The sequence below is a fragment of the Pseudobacter ginsenosidimutans genome (assembly GCF_007970185.1).
Lineage (GTDB): Bacteria > Bacteroidota > Bacteroidia > Chitinophagales > Chitinophagaceae > Pseudobacter > Pseudobacter ginsenosidimutans.
The window spans coordinates 4475516-4491205 of the sequence record NZ_CP042431.1 but is presented as its reverse complement, the minus strand read 5'-3'; the positions used below and the strand labels follow the sequence as shown (position 1 = coordinate 4491205).

The window sequence follows — 15690 nt, the reverse complement described above, 5'->3', positions numbered from 1 at the left end:
CTATCAACACTTTCAAAAACACATAGCATTATCCTAATACTAAGCTAAATTGGCACCCTGTTCCGCAATCGTTCCCGGAATGCTAAAATAGCTCAATGAAAAGCAAGCAAACCTGCATGAAATCCCGGCTCCCCGCGAATTCCTTCCTAACGCTATCCATTATGCGATTTTTTTGGCATTTCTCAGCGCCTTAAATATTATTCTACTTTTCTATTTATCCATTTTCTATGCAAAAGTTGCATAAACAGTTTTACTTGTTGCATTGCGCCTGATTATCATGATCCATGCAATCCCGAAAACCGTGAAACACAGCTACAATCAAGGTTATTAACGGTTTATGCACTTTTCCCCCGGAAACGTTTGCATAAATAAAATCGGGGGTAAAGGCTCGATTATGATTAAAAATTTTTCAATTTGTACACAGAGATTATTACATCGGACCAGCACCAAAACCGTCTTGCCATGACACGAGAAAACTTCCACTTCCATTGCCGCCTTACCACTGGCGGTCAGCAACCGGCTCAAACGATGGCCGGAACTAACTTTCCAGCATTGCATCTTGTTCATGAACAGAAGGAAATTTGCCTTTTGTCAACCGGCAGAACGAATTTTGTGACACCGGAATGGTTTAACCTTTAAACCCTTTTGAAATGAGACCGCAATTATTGAAAGTATCAAAAGCGCCACGGCATTCCTTCAGTGTTAGACAGGACATCGTTCCTTACATCAATAACCGTTGGCATTATCATCCTGAAATTGAACTGATCCATTTTAAGAAAGGCGAAGGCACCCAATTCATCGGCGACAATATCAAGCGCTTCAAAGCCGGTGATATCGTATTGGTAGGCCCGCAACTGCCGCACTACTGGAGGTTCGATGATAAATACTTCGAAGAAGGCAACAAACTGCAGGCAGACGTTCGTGTAGTGCATTTTGCTGAAAATTTCTGGGGAGACCAGTTCCTGCAACTACCCGAGAACGTGAATATCAAAGGAGCCCTGGAAAAAGCGAGAAGAGGTTTGCAGATCACCGGCAAAACAAGACAAAAAGTTGCAGAATTGCTGGAGCTCCTGCTCAGCTCCGATGGCTCCCTGCGCATCATGCTGCTGATAGAAGCACTCAATACCATCGCCGAGTGCAAACAACTGAATGTACTCTCCTCCATCGGCTTCAAACAGGAACTGGTGGAAGCTGAAAGCGACCGCGTGAACGCCATTTACGATTACTCACTCAAGAATTTCAAAAGAAAGATACAACTGGAAGAAATTGCCGCTGTTGCCAATATCAGCCCGAATTCCTTCTGCAGGTATTTCAAATCCAGAACACGCAAAACCTATTCCCAGTTCCTGATCGAGATCAGGGTTGGACAGGCATGCAAACTGCTGATCGAAAACAATCTCAGCATCAAGCAGCTTTGCTATGAAAGCGGATTCAACAATTTCACCAGCTTCCATAAATACTTCAAGATGATCACGGGCAAAAGCCCCCTGAACTATCAGAAAGAATTTATGGCCTAACATGCAAAACCCTTATGATCAGATTCCCGGCTTTTTTGCTGGCTGCCCTTACCTGCATCCAGCTCCAGGCACAGCGCATATCCCCCATCGTTATCGAAACAAAGAACGCCAGCCTGGTCCTTTCTGTAGCCGGCAATCAGCGTGTGCTGCAGTCGTACTTCGGTAAAAAAACAGATCAGGCCAGTATCGGCAAGCTCACAGGAGGCAGAGAGGCCTATCTCACTGCCGGTATGGAGAACCAGTTCGAACCTGCTATCCGCATGGTGCATAACGATGGCAATCCATCATTGGAGCTCCGGTATGTTAGCCATACCAGTAATACAAAGGGAAATATCAGCACTACCGATATCCTGATGAAGGATCCGGTATACCCCGTGGAAGTAACGCTGCATTACACTGCCTGGAAAGATGAGGATGTGTTCAGCTGTCAGGCCATCATCAGACACCAGGAGAAAAAACCGGTGATGCTCACGCAGTATGCATCGGGCATGCTGCACTTCGATGCTGATCAATACTGGCTTACACAGTTTCATGGCGACTGGGCCCGCGAAGTGAATATGGTGGAAGAGAAACTGACACATGGCATCAAGTCACTGGAGAGTAAGCTCGGCACCAGGACCAATTTCTACCAGACCCAATTCTTTTTCCTGTCGCTCGATAAACCTTCTGACGAAAACACTGGAGAACTGATTGCCGGAACATTGAACTGGACCGGCAATTTCCAGTTTAGTTTTGAAGTGGACCAGCGGAATGCACTGCGAGTCCGCTCCGGTATCAACTCCTACGCATCGGAATATTATCTCGCTCCCAACGAAACCTTCACCACACCAGAAATGATTGTCACCTGGAGCAACCAGGGCAAAGGCCGGGCCAGCCGCAATCTTCATCGCTGGGCACGTAATTATGCAGTGTTAAATGGAAAAGGGGAAAGGATGGTGCTGCTCAATAACTGGGAAGCCACCCATACTACTTTTGATGAGAAGAGGCTGGTGGAACTGTTTGATGAAGGAAAGAAGATCGGTGTGGACCTTTTCTTGTTGGATGATGGCTGGTTTGGAAATAATTTCGAGAGAAATGACGACAAGACCGGCCTGGGCGACTGGCAGCCCACCAAAACAAAACTCCCTCACGGTATCGGTTACCTGGTGGATGAAGCAGAAAAACGCGGCCTTCATTTCGGTATCTGGCTGGAGCCGGAAATGGTGAACCCAAAGAGCGATCTCTACAAAGCACATCCCGACTGGATCCTGAAGCTGCCGAACCGGGAGGAACATTACGGCAGAAATCAACTGGTGCTGGACCTTACTAATCCCAAAGTACAGGATTTCGTTTTCAAAATAGTGGATGACCTGCTTACACAAAATCCAAGGCTCGCCTACATCAAGTGGGATTGTAACCGTAGCATCACCAATGCATGGTCCCCTTACCTTAAAGAAAAACAATCTCACCTGTATATCGAGTATACAAGATCGTTATACAAGGTACTGGAACGCATCCGCGCCAAATATCCCACACTGCCCATCATGCTCTGCGCAGGTGGAGGTGGCCGTACGGATTATGGCGCCATGAAATACTTCACAGAATTCTGGCCCAGCGATAATACCGATGCCCTGGAAAGGATCTTCATTCAATGGGGCTATTCCTACTTCTTCCCCGCCAATACCATTTCAGCGCATGTGACCAGCATGGGCAAGAATCAAAGTCTGAAATTCAGAACAGATGTGGCCATGATGGGCAGGCTCGGTTATGATATCCGCACCAATAATTTCACACAGCAGGATATCGAATTCACCAACAACGCCATCAAAACCTACAAGCAGATCAGTTCGGTTATACAACAGGGTGATCAATACAGGCTGATATCGCCTTACGAAGAGGACCGCGCAGTGCTGATGTATGTGAACGAACAACAAAACAAAGCCATCCTCTTCCAGTATTTCACAACACCGCGCAGAAAAAATATCTTTACCCGTGTGCGTTTGCAGGGACTGGACCCTCAAAGGAATTACCGTATCAGGGAGATCAACCTGTATCCAGGTACAAAATCCAACAACCCTGAAAATGAAAAACAATACAGCGGCGAATACCTGATGAGCATTGGCCTGAATATTGCACCCAGGGGATTGGCCTTAACCAGCAATGTTTTCGAGATCATTGCGGAATGATTGCCTGTAACAATTTAAAAACCTTCAATATGAGAAAGTTCTTCCTCATCGCCTTCATCCTTGTTTCTTTTGCCGCTTCGGCGCAACAACTGGAAAAGCTCTGGGAAACCGATACTGTTATCGCTATTCCTGAATCCGTATTGCATGTACCCAAAGAAAGGATCATGTATGTATCCCTGATAGACGGACCAGGCTGGGCAGTGGATGGAAAGGGCGGAGTAGGAAAGATGAGCCCCGACGGAAAACAATGGGACGGCAACTGGATCACAGGTCTGAATGCACCGAAAGGACTGGGCCTGCACGGCAACCGCCTCTATGTTGCAGACGTTACCGAGATCGTTATCATCGATGTAAAAAATGGAAAAATAGAAAAGAAGATCAGTCTGGACAGCGCCAAAGCACTCAATGATGTTACCATCGATGACAAAGGCATCGTATACGTTTCCGATTCCCGCACAGGACTGATATGGAAACTGGAAAACGATATCGCCACCGAATACCTTGCCGATCAGAAAGGCGTGAACGGACTGAGAGCCGTGGGAACCGACCTCTACATCGCAGCAGGAAAGAATTTCAGGAAAGCAGATGCCAATAAGAACATCACTGAGATTGCCATATTGCCCCAGGGCGGAGATGGCGTGGAGCTCGTTGGCAACGGCGACTTTATTGTTACCGCATGGGCAGGTTATATTTTCTATGTACACAAAGATGGGAAAGTAGACACCATGCTGGAAACGCACCAGCAAAAGAAAAATACTGCAGATATCGGTTATGACCCCGTGAAGAAGATCGTTTACGTACCAACATTCAACGGAAAGACCGTTGCCGCTTATCAACTGAAATAAATCATCAACAATAAATAATAGTGAAGAAAAATATTCTATTGATGGTACTGCCTTTTGTTGCAGTACCATTTTTTTTGCAGGCACAGCAAGCATCCATTTATAATGAGGACTGGATCGATTTCAATAAGAATGGAAAGAAAGATATTTATGAAGATCCCAAACAACCCATCGAAAGCAGGATTACCGACCTCATCGGACAGATGAATACCGATGAAAAGACCTGCCAGATGGTAACCCTCTATGGCTTTGGCAGGGTATTGAAAGATGAACTGCCCACGCCGCAATGGAAGCAGAGCCTCTGGAAAGATGGCATCGCCAATATCGATGAGCACCTGAACAGCCTCCCTTATAACAAGAAAGCCGTTACACAATATTCCTTTCCGCAAAGCAAACATGCCAATGCCATCAATACCGTGCAACGCTGGTTTGTGGAAGAAACGCGCTTAGGCATTCCCGTTGATTTTACCAATGAAGGTATTCATGGCCTCAATCACGATCATGCCACATTGCTGCCTGCGCCCATTGCCATTGGCAGCACCTGGAACAAAGAGCTGGTCTATCGCGCCGGTAAAGTGGTGGGCCGCGAAGCTGCCGCCACAGGCTATACCAACGTGTATGCCCCTATCCTGGACCTGGCCAGGGATCCGCGTTGGGGACGCGTGGTGGAATGCTATGGGGAAGATCCCTTCCATATTGCCGAGCTCGGTAAACAGATGGCGCTTGGTATCCAACATCAGGGAGTAGCCAGCACCATCAAGCATTTTGCCGCTTACAGCATGCCCAAGGGCGGCCGCGATGGCGATGCCAGAACAGATCCGCATATTGCTCCCCGTGAGCTGCACCAGCTACACCTCTACCCTTTCCGCCGCGTGGTGCAGGAAGCCCATGTACTGGGCGTGATGAGCAGCTACAACGATTATGATGGTGTGCCGGTTTCCGGCAGCCGCTATTTTCTCACGGATCTCCTCAGACAACAATATGGCTTCAATGGTTATGTTGTTTCAGATAGCCGCGCCGTTGAATTCCTCTACAAAAAACATATGGTGGCCGGTGATTACAAGGAAGCTATCCGCCAGGTAGTGGAAGCCGGATTGGATGTGCGTACCGATTTCACCAAACCTGAAGATTATGTACTTCCGCTCCGCGAACTGATCCGCGAAGGCAGGCTCTCCATGCAAACCATCGATCAGCGCGTAGCCAGCGTATTGCGTGTGAAATTCAAACTGGGATTATTCGATCATCCTTTTGTAAGCAATCCCGCCGCTGCAGACACCATCGTCTTCGATACCGAAGCCCGCGCCATGCAGGAACAGCTTTCAAGGGAAGTTCTGGTCTTGCTGAAAAACGACAACAATACATTGCCCCTGGATGCATCCAGAATAAAGAATATTCTCGTTACCGGGCCGCTTGCCGCTGAAACCAATCACAGTATCAGCCGCTATGGCCCATCCAATGTGCATGTGATCTCTGTACTGGAAGGCCTGCAGCAATATGCAGACAACCGTTTCAAGGTACAATACGCAAAAGGCTGCAACATCACCGATCCCAACTGGCCGGAGAGTGAGATACTGCCAACCCCCATTACTAGATCAGAACAGGCTTCTATCGATGAAGCTGTTTCGCTCGCAAAAAGATCTGATGCCATCGTGATTGCATTGGGAGAAGATGAGAAAATGGTGGGCGAAAGCAAAACCCGCACGGGGCTTGATCTTCCGGCCCGGCAGTTGCAATTGCTGCAAGCCATGCAAGCCACGGGAAAACCGGTGATCCTCGTATTGATCAATGGGCGTCCACTCAGTATCAACTGGGCACAGAAATATACGCCGGCCATTATCGAAGCCTGGTTCCCCGGCGCCACGGGAGGCAAAGCAATCGCAGAGAGCATTTTCGGTGATTACAATCCAGGCGGTAAACTGGCTGTGACCTTCCCCAAAACGACCGGACAACTGGAGCTGAACTTTCCCTATAAGCCCGGCTCGCATGCAGGTCAACCCGGCGACGGACCTAACGGTTATGGAAAAACGGCCGTGAATGGTCCGCTCTATCCGTTCGGGCATGGACTGAGCTATACACAATTCGCCTACAGTGATCTCAGCATAAGCCCGGATAGTCTGCGCGCGCAATCAAATATCACCGTTCAAGTCACCATCACCAATAGTGGAAAACGAAAAGGCGATGAAGTGGTGCAACTCTACCTGAAAGACAAGATCAGCAGCGTAACACAATATGAGACCCTGCTCCGTGGATTTGAACGTATCAGCCTGCAACCAGGAGAATCGAAAACGGTCAGCTTCTATCTCCGTCCGGATGACCTGGCCCTGTTGGATAAAGACATGAACTGGACTGTAGAGCCGGGAGAATTCGAAATTCAGATCGGCAGTTCCTCTACGGATATAAGGCTCAGGAAAACCTTCACGGTGAGATAGCAGGACCCTCCGAAAAGTATTCAGCCGGATGAGCAAACAAATCGCTTGTCCGGCTGTTTATTTTTCTACTTTTCCATTAAAATCCGAAAGATGAAAATGCTGTTGTCGCCCTTTCAGAAAAATGGCCTGCATCTCCGCAATCATATGGTAATGTCCCCCATGACGCGTTCCAGGGCCAAAGACTATCTGCCCAATGCATTGATGGCCGAATATTACGCGCAGCGGGCAACAGCAGGGCTGATCATCACGGAAGGGACTGCTCCATCTGCTGAAGGACTGGGATATTACAAAACACCCGGCATCTACAGCCCGGAACAGGTGGAAGGCTGGAAGCAGGTTACCAGGGCTGTTCATGAAAAAGGCGGCTCCATTTTCGTTCAGCTTATGCATACCGGCCAGATCAATACGATCCGCAATCTGCCGGCAGGTGCAAAGCGGATACATGTAACCGGTATTCACCAGGGAAATACCATCACCCCACTTTCAACAACAGGAATAAAACAATTGATAGATGAATTTGCAAAGGCTTCAGAGAACGCTATGGAAGCTGGTTTCAATGGAGTGGAATTGCATGGCGCTCATGGATACCTGTTAGAACAATTCCTGAACCCACTGATCAATACCCGCAAAGATGCCTATGGCGGTAATTTTGTCAACCGTTCCAGGTTTGTTTTGGAAACAGCAGCAGCTACTATCGATGCCATCGGGAAAGAAAGGACCGGTATCCGCCTCTCACCTTTCGCCACCATCAACGACATGCCTGTTTATGACAAGGAGGAAGTGCACAACACCTATGTGCATCTCGCCAAAGAACTGGACAAACTCGGGCTGATCTATCTTCATATTTCCCTTAACGCAATTATTCCTCCTGCAACACTGACTGCTATCCGCGAAGCATTCAGTGGTATCCTCATCCTCGCGAATGGACAAACCGCTGAGTCAGCAGAAACATTGCTGCAATCGAAAGCTGCGGACCTGGTGGCATTCGGAAAATCATTCCTGGCCAATCCTGACCTGGTGGAACGATTCAATCAAAACACTTCATTGAACGCACCGAATTTCAAAACGATGTATGGCGGCGGTGCAGAGGGGTATACTGATTATCCTTTTATTGGAGAATTGGAAAACTAGCTTCTATTATTTTTTTCAGGGGCTCGCATTTCCCTGAAATGCGCCCATAATTATTCAACTTTCGGGATACGGTCATCCTTCGTGGAAATATGTTTTATCCTCTTTATGCGCATAAATGCTGCCGGAAGGGGCCACAGATTAAAACCCTGGGCGTTGTACAGGTCTTCCAAAGCAAAAGAGGCGCCTCAAATGAGACGCCCCGCTGTAGTGTTGTTTTATCAGAATGATCAGAGACTCACCTTAACAGTGCCTCCTTCTTTAACTGTATACTTTTTCTCTTTTCCATTTTCAGTAACGATCACATCCAGTTTACCAGCTTCCCCCCTCTTTACTTTCAGATCAAATTCATGACCGAAAGAATGGATATTCTTCAATGCCATCTCCTGCCAGGCGGCAGGCAGCTTGGGGCTGCAATCGAAACTATTGAATCCAACAGGGCGCATACCAAAGATCCCTTCGGTGAATATGCGGCAATACAATCCGCTTTCAGCAGACAAATGCCGCTGATTCCCCTCCGGAAAGGCTTCCACGGGATAAGGCACATGCTCGCCGAGCAATCTCCTGCGGGAATAATATTGAAGAAAATCCAGCGCCTTCTGTGTTTCGCCGGCGGCAAATACACCACGGAGCGCATAGAGCGTGGATCGGTCCCAGAATGTTTTATTGCCTGCCAGTGAAGCCAGTCCATCTTCCGTCCAGAGACGTGGAGAGAACAGTGCAGCGATAGTGCCTTCCTTCCTGTCGAATATATCCACGGTGAGTGGTCCGCAGATCCAGGCACGGAGTGTATCGTTGCCGGCATAGTAGCGATAGGTTTTGAACCCTTCCACGGTGGCGCCGAAATGTTTTTCGATATTGGCACGGATCGCTTTTTCACGCGCGGCATACATTTTTATCTGCGAAGCGGGAAGTTTGAGTTCTTTACAGAGCATCCCGGCAGAACGTAATGCGTCATAATAGAGAATGCTGGTATGCAGGTTGGCATCGCCGGCAGGAAACCGGTTTTCCAGTTCATCGGAATTACTGGCCACTACTCCATTGGCATTGATCTTCCTGTTGAGATATTCAAGGCACCACCCGATCAGCGGCCAGAGTGCTTTGGCAGAATCAACATTGCCATTGGCAAGTGCATAACGGCCAGCCCCATATGCTATCATCGCCATATCCCCCCTGTCTTTTGCCCCATGCCAGAAAGCATCCCCTTCCGCAATGATGGAACTGGGAATGGGTTTGTATTCCGGGTTCATGTATTTCGCAAACCAGTGATAGGAATTCATGGCGGATTTGTTACCGATATCATCTCCCAGAAAAGCGAAAAATGGATTCACATACTCTGCCTGATCATTGGCCCAGATAGCAGCATAGTAGCGAAGTCCGCCAGGACCGTGCATATAGCCGCCTTTGGTGAGATAGATACTTTCCGTTGCGCGGAGCTTGGCAAAATTGAAAGCGGTGTTCAGAAGATTATCGGGTGTTTCCAGTTGCAGTTTGGATTGGATCTCATCCACTCTTTTCGCACGCTGACTGTATTCTTCCAGAACATATTTCTCTTCCGATTTCCCTGGCGTTATGGCCTGGTACATCAGGCTGAAAATATCTTCCTGGTTTGGCTGCAGCGTGATCTGTCCGGCATTCTGCGTGGTCACCAAAAAGCTATGTTGTGCCGGCGTGCTGCGCTCTTTGGCAGGCTTCACTTCCCTGCGCAAATATTCCATCTCAATTTTCACAGGCTGGTTGCCGAGATTGATGAAACTCCAGTTTTCTACTACCATCGCTTTTTTCGCGGAAGGGAAAATGGTACGGCGAAGCAGCAGGTTCTTATCTTTCCCCACCCTGCTTTCGATTGATAAAATACCTTTCAGCATCCGTACGGAAGTCACTTGTTCCGGAAGCGCTTCCATCACGGAAGCATTGTACACACCGGGGCGCAGCAGTTTATCATTGATCAATACACGGGGAAGATCATTGTCGGTTACATTGTAGGTCATGCTGGCAATGGTCCTTACCGGCAACATCCGGAAAGTTGGGAATACCATGGTGCGATCCAGTGAAGGACGGCCTTCTGCATCCACGCCATATCTTAACCAGAGCGATACTTTTTCTCCGCTCATTTCCACATGATCGTTGTGCGGCAAACGTCCGTTCACCTGCCAGGTAATGCTGCCATCGGAGCGGATCTCCCACCTGTCCTGCTGTTCAGTCACAGGAGCCGGTTGCGCCAGCAGGGCAAAAGGAGATAACAGGCTAACTACAAGCAATTGTATCGTTTGTTTTTTTGTCATATATTTTTCGTTGCAGTGCTAAATCTGATTGAATAGGTTTTGCTAAATTATCGGATTGCATTCGTTTCTCAGCCCTTCCTTCGGTCCGTAATTGGCCAATTATTCAACAATTCTGGCATCGGTGTTCATTTGTTCATTTTTTGTTGGAATATTATACAAGAAAGTAAACCCGATTGCATGACCTCATCACCGTACAAAAAGCGCATTGTTGTTACAGTTGCCATAGCAGCTTCCGTATCCGCTATCGCATTTTCCATTGCAGCATCCCGCATGCCTGCCTGGGAATCGAAATTCGTTAAACAACAAAAAGACGGATCCCTTCAATACAAAGCGGATAAACAGGGCAATTTCATTCCTGATTTCAGCGCCGTAGGCTATTATCATGGCGATAAGCCTATTCCGGAAATACCGGCAGTAGCCACTGTATCGCCATCAGCAAATGCGATGGAACAAATTCAGGCAGCCATCGATAAACTGTCTGCCCAAAAACCTGATGTCAATGGATTCCGCGGCGCCATCCTCCTGAAACGCGGAGAGTACAGGATCCCCGGCTCTATCTTAATCAAAGCCAGCGGCATTGTATTGCGGGGTGAAGGCAATACAGAAAATGGTACGCGACTTATCGCTACTGCAGCCAATCAAAAACCACTGATAGATGTACAGGGCAATGGAAAGATCACCGAAGTTCAGGGCACACGCGTAAACATTGCTGATAAATATGTGCCCACCGGCGCTACCAGCTTCAATGTAACAGATGCATCAGCCTTCAAGGCAGGAGATCATGTGATCCTTTTCTCCGCAGCCAATGACCATTGGATCAGCGACCTGAAAATGGACCAGATCGTGGCCCGCAACGGTACCAAACAATGGAGAAGCGAGGAATACAACCTGAGTTTCGAAAGGACCATCCTCAGTGTGAATGGAAACACCGTAGAACTGGACAATCCGGTAATGATGCCCATCGATGCGGATTACGGCGGCGGCGCGCTCTTCAAATACACATTCAATGGCAGGATACAACATATCGGCATCGAGAATCTTTACTGCGAATCCCCCGCCAGCAGCGACACTGCTGAAGATCATTCCTGGGATGCGATACATATGGATAAGATAGAGAACGGATGGGTATCGAAAGTAACTGCCCGCTATTTCTCTTACGCCTGTGTGAACCTCAGTCCAGCTGCAAAGAATATCACGGTTACCAACAGCCGCTGTTTCGATCATAAATCGAAAGTAACAGGAGGAAGACGATATAGCTTCAACAACGATGGACAACAGAACCTGTTCCTCAACTGCGTTACTGCCGATGGCCGTCACGATTATGTGACCGGCGCCAAAACACTTGGCCCGAATGTATTCTACAATTGCAGTTCCACTATTACGCACGCAGACATCGGACCACACCATCGCTGGGCCGTTGGAACGCTGTACGATAATATCACCACGGACGGAGAGATCAATGTGCAGGACCGCGGCAATTACGGGAGTGGTCATGGCTGGGCAGGTGTAACACAGGTGCTCTGGAACTGTAAAGTACGCGGTGCCGCCGTGCAGAATCCCTGGGCCTCAGGCAAGAACTATTGCATCGGTCTCAATGGAGAAAAAAGAGCGGGCCGCTTCAAAGACAGGATGGATGGCGAATGGGAAGGCTTGAACAAGGATGGACTGCAACCGCCTTCTCTTTACAAAGCGCAACTGGAAGCCAGACAAAAAAAGAAATAATACAATCAAGCATCTTACATGAAACGAATTGCATTGTTCTGCCTCGCACTCTGCTGCCTTAGCGGCGCTGTTATGGCCCAACCCAAACCATCCAATGCTGAAACTGAAAGCATTTTGCGAAAGGTGGCAGACAATATCATCCGCAGCACCAGCTTTAAGTTTGTCAATGGCAAAACCGGTGAAACCTTCACCAGCACCAAAGGGAAAGACACCAGCATCAACGTGAAGGCTGAGAGCAAATTCAACAAGTGGCAATACGTGAATGGCGTGCTGGCCGTGGGCATGGTGCGCATGTCAGAAGTTCTTAACGATAAAACATACAGCGATTATCCCCGCAGGAATTTCAACTTCATATTCGATAACCTGGACTATTTCAAAAAGCAATATGATGCCGGCACCACCAGTGTTGAGTACCGTCCCGTGTTCCGGATGGGCTCGCTGGATGATTGCGGCTCCATGGCTGCCGGCCTCATCGATGTATATGCTTTCGATAAACGTCCTGATTTCCTCACCTACCTCAACCGTGTTGGCCATCATATCATCGATGTACAATCGAAATTCCCAGACGGCACACTGGCCCGCAACGGTCCCCGCAAGATGACACTCTGGGCAGACGATCTCTATATGAGCGTTCCCTATCTCGCGCGCATGGGCAAGCTCACAGGCGATAAGAAGTATTTTGATTTCGCCATCCAGCAGGTAAAACTCTACAACAAGTATATCTATGATTCCACCACAGGCCTTTACTTCCATACTTTCTACAACGATGAGAACATGAATGGTGTGGCACACTGGGGACGCTGCAACGGATGGGTTGCGCTGGCGCAGGTGGAACTGCTGAACAACCTGCCCGCCAATCACCCCGAAAGAGCAGAACTGATCCGCCTCCTGCAAAGACAGATCCTTGGCTACAGCCGCTACCAGGATCTCAATGGCATGTGGCATCAACTGATCGACAAACCAGATTCCTACGCAGAAGCATCCGTTACCGCCATGTTCGTGTATGCGGCAGCGAAAGCCGTGAATGAAGGATGGATCAACAAAAGATTCATCTCCATTGCACAGAACGGATGGGAAGCGCTCGCTAAAAAAGTAACGGCAGACGGCGAGGTGGAAGATATCTGCATCGGCACTTCAGTGGAAGAAGACATCAGGTATTACTACACAAGACCAAAAGAGACCAACGATACACATGGCCTCGGCGCCTTTCTCATGGCAGGAGCTGAAATGGTCCGCGCTAAAGATAAGCTGGTAGACATTGGCAAACGCCGCTAACTATTTTGTTGAATTACGCACAATTAAAGTGGAATTGAGCACGAGTTTTTCTTCCGAGAAATTCATGCTCTTTTTTTCTATTGTCTTGAACAATAAAGCAGCCGCTTCTTTTCCTATCTCGAAAGCAGGCTGTGTAATGGTAGTGAGTGAAGGATTCAGCCAGGCCGCTGTTTCCAGGTTGGAGAAGCCCAATACTTTCACATCTTCCGGTATCCTCAGTTTCAGTTCATCGCAGGCCTGATAGCTCAGGATAGCGAGCTTTTCAACTGAAGCGAAAATACCATCGGGCCTGTTCTTCTTTTTCAGCAGGTTGAGAATGGCTTTGTAATTTCCATCATTATCATTGGCGCTGCATTGCAGTACCAGTTTTGGATCGAAAGGAAGCCCGTGTTTTTCATGCGCCCTGATATAACCGTCCATTCTTTTATTGGCGATACTGAGATTATGGGAAATGGAAAGATAAGCGATGCGCCTGCATCCCCGCTCGATGAGGTGGTCAGCGGCTTTCATGCCACTCTCGAAATCATTGGTGATCACCCTGGCACTGTTGAGGCTTTCGCAGATCCTGTCGAAGAACACGATGGGAACGCCGGTCTGTTTCAGTTCCTGCAGGTGATCATAGTTGTTAGTCTCTCCGGACAGGCTCACCAGCAATCCATCCACCCTGCCGCTTTGCAGGTGACGTGAGATGCTCAGTTCCCTTGCGTATTGCTCGTGGGTAAGATAGATCAGTACATGATAGCCTTTTTCCTGTGCGATGCTTTCGATGCCATTGATGGCAAGGGCGAAGAAATTATTGGCGATCTCGGGGATCACCACCGCGATGGTCTTGCTCTTGTGTTTCCGCAGACTGCTGGCATAGGGGTTGGGCACGTAATTGAGCTTACGCGCCAGTTCAAAAACCCTTTGTTTGGTTTCTGCACTGATCTCATAACTATCACGCAATGCACGGCTGACGGTGGATACCGCCAGGTTCAGTTCCTTAGCCAGCCTTTTCAGATCTACGGTTGCCATAGTACAGTTTTATAAGATGGGCCAGCCAAATATAAATAATGTACCGATTCCGGAAACGTTTCCGGAGAATTTCCGGTGGGTCAGCAAAAAAGCAGCCTGTCGGAAACTATAAGTTTCTGACAAGCTGCATGTTATGATTCTCAATAAATTCTATCTGAGCAATGCCGTAGCGCACCAGAGAACCGGCGCCTGTCCGTGCATATCGCCTGTGATCCTTTTACGGTCCAGATAGTATTGACGGTCGTTCTTCTTATTGGTGCCTTCGCATACTTCGGTGATCTCTCCTTTTTCATTGAGATAACTGACGAGCCCCAGCCAGGCTTTGCGGGCCGCAGCCTTGTAAGCGGGGTCTGAGAGCCAGCCTTCTTTCACACCGGTGATCATGGCAAAAGCGAACATACCTGTTCCGGAAGTTTCATTCCAGGAGTCCTCGCCGTCTATCAATTGCCTCCAGGTCCCATTGGGCGCCTGGTATTTGAGCAGGGAAGCCATCATGGTCTTGTACCCCTGCATGATGCGCTCACGATTGGGATTGTCTTTCGGCAATGAGCGCAACAACTCCGCCATGCCTACAGCCATCCAGCCGTTGCCACGGCTCCAGTAGAAAGGAACATCGGGAGCATGATAGAAGAGGCCATTTGGCTTTTGCAAAGAATCCAGGTACACTACCATTTCCCTTGCAGCTCTTTCGATATATACTTTATTGCCTGTAGCCCGATAGGCCTGACTTTGAACAGCGGTGATCATGAACATATCGTCTATCCACATACGCGTTTGCCAGGTGAGGCCTTTTGCATGATAAACATGGCTCTCCGGTTTTACCCTGAATCCTTCGGGCGGTCCCCATTGCTTGTCAGCAAAATGCTTACCCATGGCGAGATAGCGCGGCTCTTTGGTTTGCATGTACAGTTCAAATGGCACAGCACCAAACACGGTATGGTCCACATGGTCCGGCAAAGGCACCAGTGTATCTTCCTTTCCGAACAATGGCTCGAAACGGACTGCGAGCTTTTTGGTGAGCTCTTTATCCTTGCTTGCTTTTGCGAAGGTGAGCGAACCATACCAGGCGCAGATCTCAGGGTAGGTGATCCTGGCCGGAGGAGTAGTTCGACCGAAATTCGGATGAGGCGTAACAACAAATAGTTCCGCCACTTTCTTTCCGATCTCTTTCGGAGAGCTCCCTTTCGGCCAGTTCTTCAGATCCGTTTCTTCTTTGCCCTGTGCGCTTGCATTGAAAGCAGCGCATGCGCCCACGCAAATGATCAGCATGTATTTAAAAATACTTTTTCGCATAGTCATGGTGTTTATTCTGT

General features: G+C 48.5%; 10 protein-coding genes. 7 read left to right on the top strand and 3 right to left on the bottom strand.

Features of this window, described 5'->3' with window-relative positions; translation table 11 throughout:
• Nucleotides 1-650: 650 nt before the first annotated feature.
• From FSB84_RS17730 to FSB84_RS17710, 5 genes are all read left to right on the top strand, one after another.
• Nucleotides 651-1517 (top strand): AraC family transcriptional regulator, encoded by an 867-nt coding sequence (locus FSB84_RS17730; protein WP_130539251.1) that lies wholly within the window; start codon nt 651-653, stop codon nt 1515-1517.
• A gap of 14 nt (nt 1518-1531) precedes the next feature.
• Nucleotides 1532-3682, top strand: a complete 2151-nt coding sequence (locus FSB84_RS17725; protein ID WP_192909876.1) for an alpha-galactosidase — start codon at nt 1532-1534, stop codon at nt 3680-3682.
• A 29-nt stretch (nt 3683-3711) separates the two neighbouring features.
• Entirely contained in the window at nt 3712-4527 is an 816-nt protein-coding gene (locus FSB84_RS17720; RefSeq protein WP_130539250.1) for an SMP-30/gluconolactonase/LRE family protein, read from the top strand.
• Nucleotides 4528-4547: 20 nt separating this feature from the next.
• A complete protein-coding gene (locus tag FSB84_RS17715; protein ID WP_225979813.1) occupies nt 4548-6953 on the top strand; it encodes a glycoside hydrolase family 3 N-terminal domain-containing protein in 2406 nt (801 codons plus the stop codon).
• A 90-nt stretch (nt 6954-7043) separates the two neighbouring features.
• Nucleotides 7044-8084, top strand: a complete 1041-nt coding sequence (locus FSB84_RS17710) for an alkene reductase (RefSeq protein ID WP_130539249.1) — start codon at nt 7044-7046, stop codon at nt 8082-8084.
• 227 nt (nt 8085-8311) lie between these two features.
• Here FSB84_RS17710 and FSB84_RS17705 read toward each other — a convergent pair whose 3' ends face one another.
• Nucleotides 8312-10366 carry a glucosidase family protein gene (locus FSB84_RS17705; protein WP_130539248.1) on the bottom strand — a complete coding sequence of 685 codons (2055 nt, stop codon included), beginning with the start codon at nt 10364-10366 and terminating at the stop codon, nt 8312-8314.
• A 177-nt stretch (nt 10367-10543) separates the two neighbouring features.
• Here FSB84_RS17705 and FSB84_RS17700 point away from each other — a divergent pair, with 177 nt between their 5' ends.
• Both FSB84_RS17700 and FSB84_RS17695 read left to right on the top strand, forming a co-directional pair.
• Complete coding sequence (locus FSB84_RS17700) at nt 10544-12088, top strand: hypothetical protein (protein WP_207234181.1); 1545 nt, start codon at nt 10544-10546, stop codon at nt 12086-12088.
• 18 nt (nt 12089-12106) lie between these two features.
• Complete coding sequence (locus FSB84_RS17695; protein ID WP_130539247.1) at nt 12107-13363, top strand: glycoside hydrolase family 88/105 protein; 1257 nt, start codon at nt 12107-12109, stop codon at nt 13361-13363.
• On the opposite strand, the gene FSB84_RS17690 is transcribed toward FSB84_RS17695, so the two are convergent.
• Nucleotides 13364-14377: a LacI family DNA-binding transcriptional regulator gene (locus FSB84_RS17690; protein ID WP_130539246.1), complete on the bottom strand. Its 1014-nt coding sequence runs from the start codon at nt 14375-14377 to the stop codon at nt 13364-13366.
• Between the two features lie 150 nt (nt 14378-14527).
• Complete coding sequence (locus FSB84_RS17685; protein ID WP_225979812.1) at nt 14528-15670, bottom strand: glycoside hydrolase family 88/105 protein; 1143 nt, start codon at nt 15668-15670, stop codon at nt 14528-14530.
• Nucleotides 15671-15690 lie beyond the last annotated feature (20 nt).